We start from the raw sequence: 18,207 nt of genomic DNA, 5'->3' as shown, positions 1-18,207 counted from the left end.
TTCTGACATCACCGGATCCTCGGCTTGGCTTGGTTCGGAGCCGAACCATTCGGCCCGGCCGCCAGTTCGGCGGTCCCGATCGGATTGCCGAGGCGTGTGTAGATGAGCCCCTGCTCCATGGCCACCCGGTACGGCTTGTCCAGCGATTCCCAGATTGCACGGACTGTGCCTTGAGTGGCGGTCGGCGGCTTGGCGGCAATGGTTGCGGCAATCTCGTGTGCTCGTGCCCAGAGAGCATCTCCCGCTACGACTTCGGTGACGAGGCCGATGCGCAGTGCGGTGTCGGCGCCGACCCGTTCGTCGTTGCCGAGCAGCGCCATGCGCAGCGTTTCGCCGAGCCCGACGCGGCGCATCAGGCCGACCGGTTCCAGTGCCGACACCAGGCCGGCGGAGACATGCGAATCGAAGAACGTGGCGTCCTCCGAGCAGATCACGACATCGGCTTCGTTAATGAAATAGAACGCACCGGCGGTGCACATGCCCTGTACGGCGCATACGACTGGCTTCCACATCTTCTGCCACTTCGGGCTCAGCAGCTCTCCCGGATCCTCGTGGTTCCAGATGTTGTCCGGTTGCCCGTAGCTGGACTTGATGTCCAGGCCGGCGCTGAATGCCCGGTCCCCGGCCGCGCGCAATACAACGGCGTGGACCGAGTCGTCGGATTTGATCGCCCGCCAGGCCCGTTCCATCTCCTCGCACATCGTGCGATTGAACGAGTTGAGCCTGTCGGGCCGGTTCAGGGTGATGGTGGCAACGTGAGCCTCCGCGTTGACCTCGAGCAGAATCGTCTCGTAGGTGCTCATCGGCACTGCCAGTTCGGCGGGCGCTTCTCGACAAACGCGCGCGGCCCCTCCAGGGCATCCTCTGTGCGGGTGACGCGCTCGCGGAACGATTCGGCGAGCATCTCGGCCTCGTGCACGGGGAGGTCGAGGCCCTTCAGAATCGCGAGCCGGGAGCCTCGAACCGCAAGCGGCGCATTGGAGTTCACGATCGCGGCGATCTCATGCGCGCGTTCGAGCAGGCGGTCGTGCTCGACCACTTCGGTGATCATGCCCAACTCGTACGCGCGCTGAGCGCTCATCCGCTCGTGTTTGCCGACCAGCGCCATGCGCAGTGCGACGTTGCGCGGGAGAACGCGCGCGAGCCGAACGACCTCGCGCCCGGCGACGAGGCCGATGCTGACGTGTGGGTCGAAGAATGTGGCCTTATCCGACGCGATGACGATATCCCCGGTGGTGACCCAGTCGAGGCCTGCGCCGCAGCACAGGCCATTGATCGCGGCGAGTACCGGCTTGGCCATGCTGCGGTACGGCGGCGTGCCCTCCTGCGGCGCTTCCCACTGTTCGTAGGTGGACAGGTAAGGCCGTTCGTTGATGACCTTCCCGTCGCCGGGGATCTCCTTGACGTCCGCTCCGGTGCAGAACGCCCGCCCACTACCGGTGACGATCAGCAGCCACACCTGGTCGTCGTGCTCCGCCTCGGCGTAGGCGGCGCGCAGCTCGCTGATCATGTGCGGACTGAGCGCATTGAGTGCGTCCGGACGGTTGAGCGTAATGGTGGCCGTGTGGCCTTCGACCTCGTATTTGATCGTGTCGAACGACATCGTGTTCCCTTCATCGAGACGCGCTGCGGACGCGCCTCCGGCTGGAATATCAGCGGCCATCGAAGTCCGGCGGTCGGCGCTCGCGGAAGGCAGCCAGCCCCTCCTTGAAATCTGTTGTTCGGCAGGACAATTCCAAGTTGTACAGCTCCTGGGTCATTGCCTGTCCGAGGCTCGCGTTCGCGCCGTTGTGGATGGCTTGCTTGGCGAGGCCGATTGCCACCGTCGGGCCGGAGGCGAGCTGGTCGAGCAATTGCGCTGTTGCCGTGTCGAGTTCGGCCGTTTCGACGCTCTGGTGCACCAGTCCCCAATCCTCGGCATGGGCGCCGCTCACCTTCTCGCCCAGTAGCAGCATTCGCTTGGCGCGGGCGATTCCGACCAGGCGGGGGAGTAGCCACGTGGCGCCGGAGTCGGGGCTGAAACCTCGCGCGAGGAACGGCTCCCAGAACACCGCGTCGTCGGCGGCAATCGTGAAATCCGCGGCGATGGCCAGATTGCAGCCGAGGCCGACCGCCCAGCCGCGGACGCTGCACACCACAGGTAGCTGAATGGTGTGCACTAGTTCGACGACCCGATTCGCCGCGTGCGGTATGCGGCGGACGAGGTCGCCGGTTCGTGGACGCGCCGGACGCGAGCCGTCGGCGGGCTTGTCGTTGGTCGCGAGCCAGTCCGCGCCCGAGCAGAAGTTGTCGCCCGCCCCCGTGATGTGAATCGCGCGCAGCGAATCGTCGGTCGCAGCATCGGTAAGTGTGCGGATCAGCGTCTCGATCATGCTGGGGCTCAGCGAGTTACGTGCGGAGGGGCGATCCAGCGTGAGGTGCAGCACCGCACCATCGCGATCCACCCGCACGCTGCTCGTGCTTGCCGCTGTTACAGCGTCTCTGGTCACCGTTGTGTACGCACCTTCCGGGCGATACTGTTAACACTACGGTAGGCGATACCGTTACTGTCTCGCACAAGGTAGCAAGGAAAGACAGCGGACGGAACAACCCGCGGAAAGAGGGCCTATGGCGCAGCACGGCGACGTGTCCGAAATCGGTGGGATCGCTGCCGATGATTCCGCTGTGCGGTTCGGCGAACAGCCGCTCGAGCAAACCCGCGCCGCGGCCGCCGCCATGCGCCGACTGAGCGTTCTGCTGTTATCGCTCGAACACGAGCACTCGGTCGTGGACGGCATGCTCGCGCAATTCGCAGAATGGGAGCGCGACCTCTCCGCCGCTGCCCCGCCGGACGTTTTACCGCGGGTGGGTGACGACCTGGCGGAATCCCGGCGGATCTACCTCGACCATGCCTTCGATATCGGCTCGTACAACCCGAGCTTCCCCGAATACCGGTTCGAGCGCATCGATGCCGACTCGGCCGGTGGAACGGTGACCTTTCCGATCGTCTTCGAGGGCCCTCCCGGCCTGGTCCACGGCGGTTTCCTCGGTGTTTTCTTCGACTGCATAGTTCAGCAGCACAACTGTGCGACCGGAAGGTCCGGCAAGACCAGGTCGCTCAACGTCAGCTACCGGCGTCCGACTCCGCTGGCCACCGAACTGCGGTTCGATATCACTCGGCAGCAGACGGACCGCGCCATCACGTCAATCGCACGCCTTCTGTTCGGCGACGAGGTGTTGTGCACCGGGGAAGTCGATGCGGTCGCACTGCCGCCGGACAAACTCGTCGGCCACCGGTACGGCAAGCGCCGTGCGCAAGGAGGGATTCACCAGCAATGACAGATGTCGAAACTCACGATTCTCGGGTGCTGTTCGAGGTGGACCGCGACAACCGGATTGCCACGATCACCCTGAACAATCCGAAGCAGCGCAATTCGTACGACGCGGCTATGCGTGACGCGCTGGCGCGCCACCTCGACACCGTTGCCGAGGATGACGACGTGACCGTCGTCCTGCTGCGTGGTGCCGAAGGAGTCTTCAGTACCGGCGCGGATATGAACAACGCGTATGGCTGGTACGGCAACGAGAATGGTTCGGGCGGTCCGGGTTCCGGAGACAAGCCCGCGAAGAGCCGGCCAAGCCAGCGCCGCAGGCTGACCGTCGACCGCAAGTCGTTCGGCTTCTACCACAACTTCATGGGCTTCCCGAAGGTCACTGTGGGGGAGATCGGCGGATACGCGCTCGGCGGCGGGTTCGAAATGGCGTTGATGACCGATATTTCGGTGATCGCACGCGACACCAAGATCGGCATGCCGGCCACGCGTTTCCTCGGTCCTGCACTCGGCAGCCTGCATATGTTCTTCCATCGACTCGGCCCCGTCCTGGCGCGGCGGATGCTGCTGACCGGCGACATCATCGAGGCAGCCTCGGTCGAACACCTCGGTGTCTTCACCGAGACGTGCTCGCCCACCGCGGTGACCGCCCGGGCCCGGTATTGGGCCGAGAAGGCGGCGCGGATGCCGGCGGATGGCGTGGTCATGGCCAAGGAGGCGTTCCGCCTCGTCGAGCAGAGCCAGGCCTATCAGGGGGAGGAAGTAGCGAGCTACATCTTCCACGCGTACGGCACGAATCTGCAGTTCGCGCCGGGCGAGTTCAACTTCGTGAAGACCCGTGCTCAGCACGGTACGAAGGAGGCATTCCGGCTGCGTGACGAGCATTTCTACGTGCCGGAACCAGAGGAGACCTAGGGGCTGACAGCGTGCCGATCACCCGATACCGTTAGCCCTACGGTAGTTCGTACGAATTTCTAAGTAACTGAACATGCCCACGCTGCCTTCTGCAGCCAGCCATAACGAGGTCGAGAAAATATGTCGAAACCCGTGATCGTCAGTGCCGCCAGGACCGCCATCGGTCGGTCGTTCAAGGGAACGCTCGCCAACACCACCTCGGAGACGTTGGCGACGACCATCCTTCCCGAGGTCGTCCGTCGAGCCGGTATCGATCCCGCGCTCGTCGACGACATCATTCTCGCCGAATCGGGATACGGCGGAGGCGATCTTGCCCGCTACGCGGCTGCGGCGACGGGTATGGAGAGCGTGCCCGCCCAGGCCGTCAACCGGCACTGCGCGGGCAGCCTGACGGCGATTGGAAATGCCGCGGCCCAGATCGGCTCCGGTATGGAGCGCGTGCTGGTTGCCGGTGGTGTGCAGTCCCTGTCCACCAGTCCGATCATGAAATGGCGGATACCGGGTCCGGACTTGCAGTTCCAGGAGCCCTGGATGCCGCCGACCCACCCGGAAACGCCCGATGCCCCGACTCGCGACATGTCGATCACGGTGGGTTGGAACACGGCGAAGGCGGCGGGCATCAGCCGTGAGGAAATGGACGAGTGGGCGTGCCGCTCACATGCGCGCGCGGTTGCCGCGCAGGACGCCGGAAAGTTCCTCGACGAGATCGTCCCCCTCAAGGTTCAGGGTCCCGACGGAAGCGTCTTCGAGTTCACGGTCGATGAGCACCCGCGCCGCGACACCACGATGGAGCGTCTCGCCGGACTGAAGGTGCTACACCCGGAGATCGAGGGCTTCTCGATCACCGCCGGCAACAGCAGCGGCATCAACGATGCCGCCGCGGCCGTGACGCTGGCCGACGAAAGTCTCGCCGCCGCTGAGGGTTTGACGGTTCTCGGTACGGTGCGCGCGTGGGGTTCCGCCGGTGTGGCGCCGCGCGACACCGGCTTGGGCGCCGTCGAGGTGATTGGCAAGGTGCTCGACCGGGCCGGGCTGAAGCCGTCCGACATTGCGCTGTGGGAGATCAACGAGGCGTTCGCGTCCGTGCCGATCGCTGCGTGCCGCAAGTGGGGGATCGACGAGGAGTTGGTGAACTTCTCCGGCAGCGGGTGCAGCCTGGGCCACCCGATCGCGGCCTCGGGCGCGCGCATGGTGACCACGCTCGTCTACGAGCTGCAGCGCCGAGGTGGCGGTATCGGTGTCGCGGCGATGTGCGCCGGCGGCGGCCAGGGTGGCGCCGTCATCATCGAGGTCTGACAAGATCACCGGAAAGTACTGAAGCACTGTGGATCTGGGATTCGCGGATGCGCGTGTCGTAGTAGCGGGCGGCAGCCGGGGTATGGGCCTGGCCGCCGCCCGTTGCTTCGCCGAAGACGGCGCACGGGTTGCGGTGATCGGCCGTACCGATGCCGATCTCGACCGCGCCATCGAAGAACTGACCCGGCTCGGCAGCCCGGATGCGGTCGGGCTCATCGCCGACCTTCGCGACGAGAACCGGGTCGCAGAAGTGTTCGCCGATCTGGACGAGCGATGGGGTGGTTCGATCAACGTTCTCGTCAACGCTGTCGGACCGGATGTGCGTGGCACGGTTGAGGACCTGACCAGCGAGCAGTGGCACGCTGCTGTCGATATCGGGGCGCTCGCGATGGTGAACTGCGTCAAGTCGGCGCTGCCGTTGCTGCGAAACGCCGAGTGGGCGCGCATCGTCAACTTCTCGGCGAGTTCCACACAGCGGCAGACTGTTTCGCTGGCCGCTTACACCGCCGCGAAGGCGATGGTGGCCAGCATCTCGAAGAATCTTGCCCTGCTGCTTGCCACGGACGAGATCATGGTGAACGTCATCTCGCCCGGCAGCGTGGCGTCCGATTCGCTTGTGGGCTGGGCGAAGTCGGTTGGCGTCGATACCGATGACCCGTACCTCCTGATGGACGCCATCACCGAGCATTTTGGCCACCCGGCGCATCTGCCCCGTGTGGGGCTGCCCGAGGAGATCGGTCCGGTCGTCGCTTTCTTGGCGTCGCGGCGGAATTCCTATATGACGGGGGCCAACGTGAATGTCGACGGTGGAACCGATTTCACCTGACCCACAGCTCGCGTTGAGATCCTTTCCGCACGGCAGTCGTCCGCGCAGCACGCAGTCTGGGAAGGTGACGTCGGTGAGCCGGGCGCCACGGAAGTTGGCTCCGTCCAGCTTGCAGCCGTCGAATGTGACTCGCCGCAGCTCCGCGCCGGTTGCTTCCATGCCGGACAGGCCGCATTCGATCAGTTCGCTGTCCTGCCAATAGGCCTCGTTGAGAGTGACCCCCGTGAGGTCGACGTTGCGGAACCATGAGTCTGCGCACCGGGACCCCGTGAGGTCGGCCGACGTCAGGCTCGTGGCCCGGAATGCGCACTCCTCGAACGTCGCGTCACGCGCAACCACTCGCGATGGTTCGACACCGTCGATGACGACACAGTCGTAGTCGCCACCACACTCGATCAAGCCGTCGAGCGGCCGCAGACGAGTGGCAAAGGCAAGGTCATCAAATTCACGCACGTCACAGCTCTACCAAGATTCCCGTGATCAGGCCAGGGTGATCGGCATCCGCTTGATGCCGTGCACGAAATTGCTGTGCAGGTATTCCGGCTCACCGAGCTCGACCGCGGGGACGCGGGTCAACAGCTCGTAAAACAGATGGCGCAGCTGCATCTTCGCGAGCTGGCTGCCGAGGCAGAAGTGCGCGCCACCGCCGCCGAAGCCGAGGTGCGGATTCGGGGAGCGGGTGATGTCGAACTCGTACGGCCGGTCGAAGACCGTTTGGTCGCGGTTCGCCGAGCAATAGAACAGCCCGACCTTCTCTCCGGCGGCGATTGATGTCCCGCTTAGTTCGGTGTCGACGAGTGCATGGCGGGCGAAGCTCAGCACCGGCGTCGCCCAGCGCACGAACTCGTCCACCGCGCCATCGATCCGGTTGTCGAAATCGTCCAGCAGCCAAGCGATCTGCTCGGGGCTATCCAAGAGTGCGCGGAAGGCGTGCGAGGTGGTCTGCTTGGTGGTGTCGTTGCCGGCCGAACCGAGCAGCACCATGAACGCGCCGATCTCGTCGTCGGTAAGGCGGTGGCCGTCCACCTCCGCCTCGACGATGTTGCTCATGAGATCTTCGCGCTTCTCGGCGCGCCGCAATACTGCGAGATCCTTACCGGCCTGGGTCAGGATGCCCAGCTGTGTCATGGTGTGGATCGCCCGCTCCTCGAGCGAGGCATAGTCCGCATCGGTGGTGCTGAACAGGCACTCCGCAGCGTAAGCGACCTTTTCCCGGTCCTCCGGCTCGATGCCGATCATGTCCGAGATCGTCCGCATCGGCAGCTTGGTGGAGACGTCGGCGGCGAAGTCGACCTGCTTGCCGGCGCGAAGGTCCTCGATCAACTGGTCGACAATCTCGCGCGAATTGTTCTTGATCTGATCCTCGATGCGGCGGACCTGGCGCGGCGTGAACGACATGCTGATCAACCGGCGGTAGCGGGTGTGGTCCGGCGGATCCATGGAGAGGAAGAACGAGATGCCGCGCTGGATCTCGGCGGGCATCGGGTCGACGCTGATCCCGAAGCTCGAGCCGAAAAGATCGTTGCGCTGGCTGGCGAATTTGATATCCGCGTGCCTGGTCAGCGCCCAGTAGCCAGTTTCCTCGTGCGGGAAGATCGCATCGACGGGCCGGTGCCAGCTCAGCCCCTCTTCCGCGCGGAGTTCTGCGAACGCGTCATCGCGGGAGCGGAAATCGCGGTCCCAGAAGTCCTGCGCCGAGATGTCGAGGCGGTGGTACGGATGCGGCGAGGGCGGCGCGTCGGTGGCAGTCAATCGGTCCTCCGGGGGCTGACGGTTGGGCACATCGGTGCGTTGGCTAGACGTTAGAGGGCGATCGGCGGACCGGCGAGTAGCGAATTCACGAATCCGCCATCGGCGCGAATATCTTGCCCGGTGATCCAGCGCGCCTCGGGGGATCCAAGGAAGGCGATGATCGGCACGATGTCGTCGACGGTGGCATGCCGTCCCACCGTGGTCCGCACGGTGTCGAGCAGGTCTCGCCCCATCGACTCCTCGAAGTCGGTGAGAATCGGCGTCTCGGTCGGGCCGGGGCTGACGGTATTGATCCGCACGCCGTACTTCGCCCACGCCGGCCCTGAGAGGCGCTTGGCGAAGAGAATCACTGCCTCTTTCGAGGTGTTGTAGACCGGGTACGACGGATCTTGTCCGGCGAGCCACGATTCGACGGCCGCTGGATCGGTTGCGGAGAGGAGGTCTTCGAGCTGTGCCGCGCGCATTTCCCAGCCGACGCCAGCGGTGGAGGCCACCGCCACGATCGAGCCACCGGGCTGCAGCAGCGGCAGCATGCCCAGGGCCATGAGCCGCATGCCGAAGTAATTGATCTTCATTACCTCCGCGGCCGGGGCGGTACCCGGCACGCCCGCCACATGTGCGAGCAGGTCCCAGCCTGAGCCGACGTCACGCAGCAGGTCCTCGACGTCGGACGGGTTTCGCAGGTCGCAGCGTCGAAATTCGGTGGCCGGGGTGTCGGATTCCCGGACATCGACAGCGAGTACGTGGTCCCCGCGTTCGTGGAAATGGGCTGCGGTGGCGGCACCGATTCCCGAACCCGCGCCGACCACGATGACCTTGCGTTGTGCCGCACCCATCCGTGTGACCTCCCAAGCGTTCTCGTACCGCTGGTGATCCACGCGGCCGGATTTACTGTAAGGAGGACAGTAATACCTTCGGGTGGCGTGGACAAACATTCTCTTCGCTCCCGGCAAAGAGGGGGTCCAGCGGGGTTGAAAAACATATAGTATGGCTTACGGTAAGTAAGCCAAGTGGTGTTGTTCCGATGCTGTGATCCGGGAGAGATCAGTGACGAAAACCAAGCTCGTGTTCGACCCGTTCTCCGCAGAGTTCTTCAACGGCGCGTACGAGCTCTACGGCCGGATGCGTGACGAGGCTCCGGTCTATTACAGCGAGCAATACGACTTCTACGCGCTGTCCCGCCACGAGGACGTCGCCGCCTGCTACAAGGATTTCGAGACCTTCTCGTCCGCGCGCGGAATCGATCTCGCCACCGTGCGGCGCGGTGAGATCCCGCCACACAAGTCGATCATCGTGCTCGACCCACCGGACCATCGCGAGATGCGCAGCCTGGTCAACAAGGTCTTCACCCCCCGCGCGATCGCGGAGCTGCGCCCGATGATCGCCGAGCAGATCGACCGGTTCCTCGCTGCGGCGGACCCCGCCGAATTCGATGTGGTGCAGGACTTCTCGGCGCTGTTCCCGATGGAGGTGATCTCGCGGATGCTGGGTGTACCCGAAGAGGCGCGCGAGCAGGTGCGACTGTGGAACGACGAGCTTCTGCACCGCGAGATCGGCCAACTCGAGATGTCCGAGAAGGGGTTCAATGCGGTCGTCGAGATATCCAGGTTCTACTACGGACTGGTCAAGCAGCGTCGCGCGGAACCACAGGACGACATGATCTCGCGCCTGGTACAGGCGAACGTTGCCGGCGACGGTGACGAGGCGACCAGGCTCAGCACCATGGAGATCGCCATGTTCGCGTCGCTGCTCGGCGGCGCCGGCGCGGAGACCGTGGCCAAACTCGTCGGCAGTGCCGCGGTGACCTTCGCCCGCTTCCCCGGCGAATGGCAGAAGCTGCGCGAAGATCGCACCAAGATCCCGGCGGCAGTAGAAGAACTGCTCCGCTTCGAGTCGCCGAATCAGTACAACGTGCGTTATTCGATGCAGGAGACCACGTTCCACGGCGTGACGATCCCCGCGGGCAAGCCGGTGTTCCTTGTGAGCGGCTCGGCCAACCGTGATCCCGAGGCGTTCACGGATGCCGACGTCTTCGATATCGACCGGGACCGGACCGAGGCACAGAATCTCGCCTTCGGGTATGGCGTGCACAGCTGCCTTGGGGCGGCGCTCGCGCGAATGGAAAGCGCCATTGCGCTCGAGCGGATGCTCGATTTCATGCCCGACTACGAGGTGACCTGGGACCGGTGCCGGCGCGTCACCATGGCGAACGTTGCCGGATGGGGCAGCGTGCCAGTGCGTATCCGCCGATAGGCCCGGGTGGCGCCCCTCGCAATTGCGAGGGGCGCCAACGGATTCAGGTCGTGATGATCGTTGCGCCCGCGGTTCCGGGGGCGCCGTACAGCAAGGCAAATCCCGCGCGCGGTGTCCCGCCGACCTGGCGTTCGCCGGCTTCACCGCGTAGTTGCTTCGTCAGCTCATACACCTGCCGCAGGCCCGAGGCACCGATTGGCTCACCGTTGGCGATCAGGCCGCCGTCCGTGTTGACCGGCATCGACCCGCCGATCTCGGTTGCCCCATCGGCGATGAGCTTCTCCTGCTCGCCGTCGGCGCAGAATCCCGCCTCGGCCATATGAATGACCTCCGCGCCCGCGTCTGTGTCCTGGAGTTGGATCACGTCGATATCGGCCGGTGCGATCCCGGCCTTCTCGAAGGCGGCCTGTGAGGCGAACACGCTGGGAGAGGCGACCTCCTCGACCGGTGCGAACGTCGTATTCACCTCGTACGCACCGTAAGTGCGCGTTCTGATCTCGGCCGCGCGCAGGTAGACCGGCTTACTGGTGTACCGGTGCGCGATATCGGCGCGGCACATGATCGCCGCCGCAGCGCCCTCGTCGGGCGCGCAAAACATGTACTGCGTGAGCGGGTAGTTCAGCATCGGAGCAGCGAGGATGTCTTCCTCCGGAATCGGCTTGCGCCGGAATGCATTCGGATTGAGCGCACCGTTGCGCAGATTCTTCGTGACAACCTTGGCCAAGGTCGCGTGGGAGATGTCGTGGTCGTGCATATAGCGGTTGGCCTTCATGCCGAAGAACTTCGTGGTCAGGTACTGGCCATTTTCGGCGTACCACGTCGGCATACCCACCAGCGTGGGATCGGCGGTGAACGCACCGCGTGGGTGCTTGTCCAGGCCGATCGCAATCCCTATGTCGAATTTGCCCTGTCGAATGTTGTCCGCGCACGCGCCGATGGCGCTCGCCGACGTTGCACACGCGTTGAACACATTCGTGAACGGAATCCCAGTCAGGCCAACCAGACTGACGATCGCGTCCGGGTTGGCAATCTCCCAACTACCGCCGATGGCGAATTGCATATCCCGCCACTCGAGGCCGGCATCGGCGAGCGCGTCGAAGATCGCGTCCGCGCCGATCTCCATGGCCGACTTGCCGTCGAACCGGCCGAACGGGTGCATGCCCACCCCGATGATCGCGACATCGTGCATGGCGAAATGTCCTCTCGGTCAGACCGGTTGAAAGGCGAAAGTGATGACTTCGGTGCCGTCGTCATCGGTGGTGAACGGCACCATGGTGAGTTCCATGTCCATGCCGAAGGTGAGCTTGTCGGGATCGCTCTCGGTGAGCCGGCCCTCGACCCGGATCACATCGCCGAGTTGAACGAGCCCGACGCCGAACGGGATGAACGTCTTCGGTGTCTCCCGCCCGCGATAGGGCTGTCCGGGCAGAAAGCCCTGCGTGGTCCATGCGATGAGCGTTCCCCGCCGCGGCAACGGCAGGTCGGACATGTCGGTCCCGCTGCATCGCGGACACCGTGGCTGCGCCGGGAAAACGGTTGCGGCGCACTGGCCGCAATTGCTGCCAATGAGCTGTGGTTCGACGTCCGGCCAGGTTGAAATCTCCGGCGCCAGTGCCTTTTGCATCGAGTAAACCTCCGTGATCAACGGGCAGCGCCCGGGCAATCTGCGTGGGACTAGGAAGCGGTGGCCGCGGCCTGTTCGCGCGCCCATCGGTAGTCGGCCTTACCGACCGGGCTGCGCTCGATCGTGGGGCGGAACAGCACTTCCTTGGGGAGCTTGTAGCGGGCCAGGGACTGCGCGGAATGCTCGATGAGTTCGTTGGCGTCGGCGCTCGCGTCGTCGACTAGCACCACGATGGCGACGACCTCCTCGCCCCACCGTTCGCTCGGCCGGCCGGCCACAACCACATCCATGACAGCGGGATGGGATGCCAGGGCGATCTCGACTTCCTCGACGAAGATCTTCTCGCCACCGGAGTTGATCGTCACCGAATCGCGGCCCAGCAATTGGACCGAGCCGTCGGCCAGCAATGTCGCGCGGTCGCCGGGTAGCGAGTACCGCACGCCATCGATCACGGGAAACGTTGCAGCCGTTTTGGTTTCGTCGCCCTTGTAGCCGAGCGGAACGGATCCGCGCTGGGCAAGCCAGCCGATGCCCTCGTGGCCGGGCTCGAGGAGGGCGTCACGATCCTCCGACACGACGCGAGTGTCGGTGCTGCCGGTGAACTTTCCGGTGGAAACCGCGCCGTTCATCGACGTGTGGATCATCTGGTAGCCCGTCTCCGACGATCCGACACCGTCGAGCACGATCGCGTTCGGAAGCGCCTCGATCAGTTGCTGCTTGACAGTGGGGGAGAGGATTGCCCCGCCATTGGCGATCGCGAAGACCGACGAAAGGTCCACCGCCCCAGCGGTGAAGGCGGCGATGAGCGGTCGTGCGACGGCATCGCCAACCACCTGAATCACCGCCGGCTTTTCCTGATCGATGGTCCGGAGTATCGATTCGGTGTCGAGTCGGTCGACAACATCGGGAAACACCAGTGTCTGCCCGGACGATAGCGCGGTCATTGCGGCCCACTGCGCCGCGCCGTGCATCAGCGGCGGCAGCACCATGATTCGCATTCCGGGATTCGCGGCGGCCTTGTTCACGATCTCGTCGTAGGACGTGACCGCATTGCCGGAGTCGAGCGCCTTGCCTCCGCACGCGCCCATGTAGATGTCGTGCTGGCGCCACAGCACGCCCTTCGGCATTCCCGTTGTGCCGCCCGTGTACAGGACGTAGAGATCGTCCGCTGACGGGATGACCGGCGCGGCGGGTGCGTTTTCGCCGATGACCGTTTCGTAGTCAACCGCACCGTCGAGCAGTGCGTTTCCCGAATCGTCGGCGATCTGGATGAGCACACGCAGCGACGGGAGGTTTGGGAGAACCTCGGCAAGACGTGGAGCGAAGGCCGCGTGATAGACCAGCGCGGTGGCACCGGAATCGGCGAGCAGGTATTGAAGTTCGCTCTTCACGTAGCGGTAGTTGACGTTGAACGGTGCCACCCGTGCGCCGAATGCTCCGAGCATCGACTCGACGTACTCGTTGCCGTTGTGGGCGTAGATGCCGAGCAGATCCTGGCCGGTCTCGTGTCCGGGCAACGCCGACCGCTCGGTGTGGCAACCCAGTCCGCGCGAGTGCAGGTACGACGCCAGGCGTCGGGCCCGCTCGGTGACCTGCGCATAGCTGTGGTGCCGGCCGCGGAAAACGATGAGGTCACGATCGGGGATGGCCGCGGCGACGTGGTCGGCGATGGCCGCGATATTGAACTCGGCCTGCTCGGGGCTGGTGTCGGGCAACGCTGCTCCTCGTGTGGCGGGATCGTTGGACACGCGTCTGTTCTCCGGCCACTGTAAGCCATACGGAAAGGCTTGCGATAGTGCGTGGAGGCGGATTCGCCGTCGATCAGCGCCCCGCCCAGGCGGGCGGCCGACGCTCGGCGAATGCGCGGGCACCCTCGGCGGCATCCGCGCTGGTGAGGATCTCCGGCAGGCGTGCGTGGACGGTCTGCCGGGCGGTGTCGGCGGCTGTCGCGGCGTGCATGTGTTCCTTGGTGAACCGAACGGCGAGCGGCGCATTCGCGGCGATGGTCTGCGCAATGGCCAGTGCAGTCGCTGCGACCTCGGCGCCGGGCACCACGCGATTCACCAGACCCAGCGAGTAGGCACGGTCGGCGTCGATCGAATCCCCGGTGAGTCCGAGTTCGAGGGCGATCGCCAGCGGAATGCGGCGGGGGAGTTGGGTGATGCCGCCGCCGGCGGCGACGAGTCCGCGCTTGACCTCCGGAATGCCGAACTTGGCGTGGTCGGCGGCGACGATGATGTCGCAGGCGAGCAGTAGTTCGAATCCGGCCGCGAACGCGCTCCCATTGGCTGCCGCGACCACAGGCTTGGGGTACGTCCGGGTCAGCAGCACATCCAGACCGGGGCCCTCGACGGGCAGCGGCGGCCGACCGCCCGCGGCGAAGGCCTTCAGGTCGAGACCGGCACAGAACGAGCGGTCACCAGCGCCCGTCAGCACAACCACCGCCACGGCGTCGTCGTGCTCCGCATCCGTGAGCGCGCACCCGATGCCGGACATGGTGGCGGCATCGAGCGCGTTGCGCTGGTCCGGACGGTTGAGCGTGATGACCAGAACCGGGCCCTGCTGCTCGACGAGGACGGCATTTTCCACCGGAGATGACAACGGCATGCTCCATTGCGAAGGGTCGACGGCGGGCCTGGACACTTTCGGGCCCGACGTCCGGAAATCTATACGGTACGGTGTTCGGTATCAATCACGGTCGGGTGGTCGTTCGCGTGGAAATGGCGGACGTCGAAGGCAAGGGGCGTCGATGGATACACGGGTGATGGATGAGGCGGCGCGGGTTTTCGCGGACCCCAGCGCATATGCCGACGAGCCGAAACTGCATGCGGCACTTACCCATTTGCGCTCCGAGGCGCCAATATCATGGGTGGACGTGCCGGGCTACCAGCCGTTCTGGGCGGTTACCAAGCATGCGGACATCCTCGCGATCGAGCGGGACCCCGCCCTGTTCACGAACTACCCGCGCCCGGTGCTGATGACCGCGGAATCCGACGAGGCCCAGGCGAACCTCGGGGTGCGCACCCTCATCCACATGGATGATCCGCAGCACCGCGTGGTGCGCGCCATCGCCGCGGACTGGTTCCGGCCCAAGGCGATGCGAGCGATGCAATTGCGCATCGACGAACTTGCCAATCGCTACGTCGAAAAGATGCTGGCTGCCGGACCGCAATGCGATTTCGTGCAGGAGGTCGCCGTCAACTTCCCGTTGTATGTGATTCTGTCGCTGCTCGGTCTGCCCGAGTCGGATTTCCCCCGGATGCTTGACCTCACCCAGGAACTATTCGGCAGCGACGACTCGGAGTTCCAGCGCGGGCCCTCGAATGACGACAATCTCGCCGCACTGCTCGATATGTTCGAGTACTTCAACGCACTGACGGCATCTCGCCGGGAGAACCCCACCGAGGATCTGGCATCGGCGATCGCGAACGCACAGGTCGACGGCGAACCGCTGTCCGACATCGACACCGTCTCGTACTACCTCATCATCGCGACCGCCGGGCATGACACGACCAGCGCGACGATCTCCGGCGGGCTGCACGCGTTGATCGAAAACCCGGACGAGCTAAGACGATTGCAGGCGGACCCGACGTTGATGCCGCTGGCCGTCGAGGAAATGATCCGCTGGGTCACGCCGGTCAAGGAGTTCATGCGCACGGCGACGCGCGCCACCGAGATCCGCGGCGTCCCGATCGCGGAAGGCGAATCGCTTCTGCTGTCCTATGTTTCGGGCAATCGTGACGAAGAGGTCTTCGACGACCCGGCCCGATTCGATGTCGGCCGCGATCCGAATCGGCACGTCGCGTTCGGGCACGGCGTGCACTTCTGTCTCGGCGCCGCCTTGGCGCGGATGGAGGTCAAGAGCTTTTTCGGTGCCTTGCTGCCACGGCTGGAATCCATTGAGCTGGCCGGACCGCCCGAGCATATGGCCACGATCTTCGTCGGCGGGCTCAAGCACCTGCCGATTCGCTACTCGATGAAGTAGGCGATACAACGAGAAAGGTCGGAGCGGCAACCGCTCCGGCCTTTCTCGATTTGTACGGCGGATGTCAGCGTGCGGCGGCCTTCGTCTTGCGCCGGGCGGGCGATGCCTTGCCCGCACCAGCATCGATCAGCCGGCTCGCGTGGTCGAGGATGCATTCGAGGCCGTACTCGAAGTTCTTGTCGTCCGGAGCGCCGATGCTGTGCCCGCGCGACGTGCCCTCCGCCAGCAGTGGCGTGGCTTCCGGCGTGATGATCAGGTTCTCGTAGTACGCGCGCGATTCCGGGTCTGCCGCCTTGTTCTTGTCGTGCAGGCGCGTCAACACGACGGAACCTCGAACATGCAGTTGGACAGCCGAATACGTATCGAACGCATCGTCGAGGGAAAGACCGGCGTCTACGAGGTTCGACACGGCCAGCTCGATCTGCTGGGCACCCATGGCGGCGTGTTTGGGGCTCAGTGTGGAACGGATGAGGATCAGATCGGCGAGGATCGGATTGGCCAGGAACGTCTCCCGCATCAGGGTCGCGTGCTTACGCAGCGTTTCGCGCCAGTCCTCGGCCTCGGGAAAGGGTGTCTCGAAGGCGTACTGGCGCAACGCGCGATCGGTCATCGCGTTGAGCAGATCGTCCTTCTTGCGGAAGTACCAGTAGATGCTCGTCACGCCGACACCGAGGTGCTTGCCGAGCATCGGCATGGAGAGATTGTCGATCGAGACCTGCTCGGCGAGTTCGAAGGCGCCGGCGATGATGTCTTCGGGATCGATCGAGCCGCGTTCCCGACGCGGACGCTTTGCCGCCGTCGCCTGCTTCACCATTCCACGCCACCTCCGTGATTACTACATTCCCAAGATCCGTCGACACCTGCGTGCGCCCACGCCGGAACTGAGAGGCCGGCGGCGGATTTTGTCCTGGCAGACTTTACTGCCGGCTTGCCAGCGTGGCGTGTTCCTGCGGGCGGCGCGATGCAGTTGTCCTGGATCGAGGGGCCCAGACGGACGTTTGCCCATCTACAGTAAACGATACAGTAAACGCCTCTTCTCAGGGGTATTCCGCTCACCCGCGATTTCGTCCCGATTCCCGGGTGTGAAATGTGTTCCTCGGGGCAAAATTTCGGCTCTGGTCATACGGCGTCCGAGGCCGTACGCGGCCCATGTCGGCAGGTCCGGTTGCTGCTCGTTGCGCAGGTCGGAGTAGGAGTTTCCGGCGTCGTAGCCATCGCGGCCCGTGACGGGTTGTCCGACCCCTCCCCAGCTGGTTCTCGAAGGTGGCCGTAATGCTTGCGGAAGGTACTACCGAAAGCTATACAGTATGTATTGAAAGAGTGCTCGCCGAGGACCGGGAGGACCCGCCGGAATGTTGGGTTGTTGCGTTGGTCACCACAGGGTGATGCAGCGATGAGTATCGCTGCCGGCGACAAGGCTGGCGGGGGAAACGCGACGAGTGTCGAACCAGCGGTTCGGTACGAGGTGACGCCCGCCGGCGTTGCCGTGCTCACGCTGAACCGACCGGAGCGGCGTAACGCCTGGGGCCCCGATATCGCCCGTCCGTTCTATGCGGCGGTCGACAGCGCGGATGCGGATCCCGGAGTGCGGGTGCTGTTGGTGACGGGCGCCGGCCAGGGCTTCTGTGCCGGCGCGGACATGGGCTCGGCGGCATCGGTGGGCTCGCTCGATCAAAGCGACGGAGTGGATGTCGCCGACATCGTGGGGGGTCGCAATCCGCATTCATTGACCACTCTCCGCAAACCGGTTATCGCCGCGATCAATGGCGCGTGCGCAGGTTTCGGGCTCACGTTGGCCGCGATGTGCGATGTGCGGTTCGCCGCCGCAGGTGCGAAGTTCGCCACCGCGTTCCCGCGGCGCGGACTCATTGCCGAGCACGGGATTTCGTGGATCCTGCCGCGACTCGTCGGCTGGACCGCGGCGATGGACCTGTTGCTCAGCGGGCGGACGTTCCGTGCCGAGGAGGCCGCCGAGCTCGGGTTCGTGAATCGGGTGGTGCCGGCCGAACAGTTGCTCGCCGAGGCGCTCTCCTATGCGGAAGACATTGCGCTGCAATGTTCCCCGGCCTCCGTCGCCGTCATCAAGCGGCAGGCGTACACCGATGTCGAGGGCGACGTCGTCGCGGCAACGGCGCGTGCCGAGACGCTCATGAACGAATCGCTCACCAAGCCGGACGTCATCGAGGGCATCACCGCCTTCTTCGAAAAGCGACCACCGAACTTTCCGCCGCTGGAATGACGCGCC

General features: G+C 64.8%; 17 protein-coding genes and 1 pseudogene. 7 read left to right on the top strand and 11 right to left on the bottom strand.

Translation table 11 applies throughout. The features are described from left to right. Window positions 1–8 precede the first annotated feature (8 nt). Genes A8G08_RS12025 through A8G08_RS12015 form a run of 3 tightly spaced genes read right to left on the bottom strand, consistent with a single transcriptional unit; the run spans window position 9 to window position 2,489 of the window. Entirely contained in the window at window positions 9–803 is a 795-nt protein-coding gene (locus tag A8G08_RS12025; RefSeq protein WP_068274102.1) for an enoyl-CoA hydratase/isomerase family protein, read from the bottom strand. Beyond that, entirely contained in the window at window positions 800–1,603 is an 804-nt protein-coding gene (locus tag A8G08_RS12020; RefSeq protein WP_068274100.1) for an enoyl-CoA hydratase/isomerase family protein, read from the bottom strand. Before A8G08_RS12020 ends, A8G08_RS12025 begins: the two co-directional genes overlap by 4 nt. 49 nt (window positions 1,604–1,652) lie before the next feature. After that, complete coding sequence (locus A8G08_RS12015; protein WP_068274046.1) at window positions 1,653–2,489, bottom strand: enoyl-CoA hydratase/isomerase family protein; 837 nt, start codon at window positions 2,487–2,489, stop codon at window positions 1,653–1,655. A 118-nt stretch (window positions 2,490–2,607) separates the two neighbouring features. Here A8G08_RS12015 and A8G08_RS12010 point away from each other — a divergent pair, with 118 nt between their 5' ends. The 4 genes from A8G08_RS12010 to A8G08_RS11995 all read left to right on the top strand — a co-directional run bounded on the left by A8G08_RS12010 (window position 2,608) and on the right by A8G08_RS11995 (window position 6,348). Continuing rightward, complete coding sequence (locus A8G08_RS12010) at window positions 2,608–3,318, top strand: hotdog family protein (RefSeq protein WP_068274044.1); 711 nt, start codon at window positions 2,608–2,610, stop codon at window positions 3,316–3,318. After that, window positions 3,315–4,226 (top strand): enoyl-CoA hydratase/isomerase family protein, encoded by a 912-nt coding sequence (locus A8G08_RS12005; protein ID WP_068274042.1) that lies wholly within the window; start codon window positions 3,315–3,317, stop codon window positions 4,224–4,226. The genes A8G08_RS12010 and A8G08_RS12005 overlap by 4 nt, the downstream gene beginning before the upstream one ends. A gap of 120 nt (window positions 4,227–4,346) precedes the next feature. Further along, on the top strand, window positions 4,347–5,522 hold the full coding sequence (locus tag A8G08_RS12000) for a thiolase family protein (protein ID WP_068274040.1): 1,176 nt from the start codon (window positions 4,347–4,349) through the stop codon (window positions 5,520–5,522). Between the two features lie 28 nt (window positions 5,523–5,550). After that, complete coding sequence (locus A8G08_RS11995; RefSeq protein ID WP_068274038.1) at window positions 5,551–6,348, top strand: SDR family NAD(P)-dependent oxidoreductase; 798 nt, start codon at window positions 5,551–5,553, stop codon at window positions 6,346–6,348. Between the two features lie 51 nt (window positions 6,349–6,399). On the opposite strand, the pseudogene A8G08_RS28475 reads toward A8G08_RS11995, so the two are convergent. From A8G08_RS28475 to A8G08_RS11985, 3 genes and pseudogenes are all read right to left on the bottom strand, one after another. Next, window positions 6,400–6,687: pseudogene (locus A8G08_RS28475) on the bottom strand (pentapeptide repeat-containing protein); the annotation flags it as partial. A 141-nt stretch (window positions 6,688–6,828) separates the two neighbouring features. Continuing rightward, window positions 6,829–8,100 carry a cytochrome P450 gene (locus A8G08_RS11990; RefSeq protein ID WP_068274037.1) on the bottom strand — a complete coding sequence of 424 codons (1,272 nt, stop codon included), beginning with the start codon at window positions 8,098–8,100 and terminating at the stop codon, window positions 6,829–6,831. Window positions 8,101–8,150: 50 nt separating this feature from the next. Beyond that, window positions 8,151–8,936, bottom strand: coding sequence for an SDR family oxidoreductase (locus A8G08_RS11985; RefSeq protein ID WP_068274098.1), 786 nt, complete (start codon window positions 8,934–8,936; stop codon window positions 8,151–8,153). A 211-nt stretch (window positions 8,937–9,147) separates the two neighbouring features. On the opposite strand from A8G08_RS11985, the gene A8G08_RS11980 reads away from it, so the two are divergent. Continuing rightward, window positions 9,148–10,353 carry a cytochrome P450 gene (locus tag A8G08_RS11980; RefSeq protein WP_068274036.1) on the top strand — a complete coding sequence of 402 codons (1,206 nt, stop codon included), beginning with the start codon at window positions 9,148–9,150 and terminating at the stop codon, window positions 10,351–10,353. A gap of 43 nt (window positions 10,354–10,396) precedes the next feature. On the opposite strand, the gene A8G08_RS11975 is transcribed toward A8G08_RS11980, so the two are convergent. The 4 genes from A8G08_RS11975 to A8G08_RS11960 all read right to left on the bottom strand — a co-directional run bounded on the left by A8G08_RS11975 (window position 10,397) and on the right by A8G08_RS11960 (window position 14,578). Then, window positions 10,397–11,542, bottom strand: coding sequence for a thiolase family protein (locus A8G08_RS11975; protein WP_068274034.1), 1,146 nt, complete (start codon window positions 11,540–11,542; stop codon window positions 10,397–10,399). A gap of 18 nt (window positions 11,543–11,560) precedes the next feature. Further along, window positions 11,561–11,977: a Zn-ribbon domain-containing OB-fold protein gene (locus tag A8G08_RS11970; RefSeq protein ID WP_068274096.1), complete on the bottom strand. Its 417-nt coding sequence runs from the start codon at window positions 11,975–11,977 to the stop codon at window positions 11,561–11,563. A 50-nt stretch (window positions 11,978–12,027) separates the two neighbouring features. After that, entirely contained in the window at window positions 12,028–13,692 is a 1,665-nt protein-coding gene (locus A8G08_RS11965; RefSeq protein WP_068274031.1) for an acyl-CoA synthetase, read from the bottom strand. A 106-nt stretch (window positions 13,693–13,798) separates the two neighbouring features. Further along, the gene (locus A8G08_RS11960; protein ID WP_425394554.1) at window positions 13,799–14,578 is read right to left on the bottom strand and encodes an enoyl-CoA hydratase-related protein; all 780 of its coding nucleotides are present in this window, start codon (window positions 14,576–14,578) and stop codon (window positions 13,799–13,801) included. Window positions 14,579–14,741: 163 nt separating this feature from the next. On the opposite strand from A8G08_RS11960, the gene A8G08_RS11955 reads away from it, so the two are divergent. Then, on the top strand, window positions 14,742–15,962 hold the full coding sequence (locus tag A8G08_RS11955; protein WP_187344463.1) for a cytochrome P450: 1,221 nt from the start codon (window positions 14,742–14,744) through the stop codon (window positions 15,960–15,962). 64 nt (window positions 15,963–16,026) lie between these two features. On the opposite strand, the gene A8G08_RS11950 is transcribed toward A8G08_RS11955, so the two are convergent. Continuing rightward, on the bottom strand, window positions 16,027–16,776 hold the full coding sequence (locus A8G08_RS11950) for a TetR/AcrR family transcriptional regulator (RefSeq protein WP_068274025.1): 750 nt from the start codon (window positions 16,774–16,776) through the stop codon (window positions 16,027–16,029). A 579-nt stretch (window positions 16,777–17,355) separates the two neighbouring features. Here A8G08_RS11950 and A8G08_RS11945 point away from each other — a divergent pair. Beyond that, a complete protein-coding gene (locus tag A8G08_RS11945) occupies window positions 17,356–18,201 on the top strand; it encodes an enoyl-CoA hydratase (protein WP_068274023.1) in 846 nt (281 codons plus the stop codon). The last annotated feature ends 6 nt before the right edge of the window (window positions 18,202–18,207 follow it).

Origin of the sequence: Aldersonia kunmingensis (assembly GCF_001646865.1) — a bacterium.
Taxonomy (GTDB): Bacteria; Actinomycetota; Actinomycetes; order Mycobacteriales; family Mycobacteriaceae; genus Aldersonia; species Aldersonia kunmingensis.
Note: the sequence above shows the minus strand (reverse complement) of the source record. Positions and strands in the feature narration are given on the sequence as shown.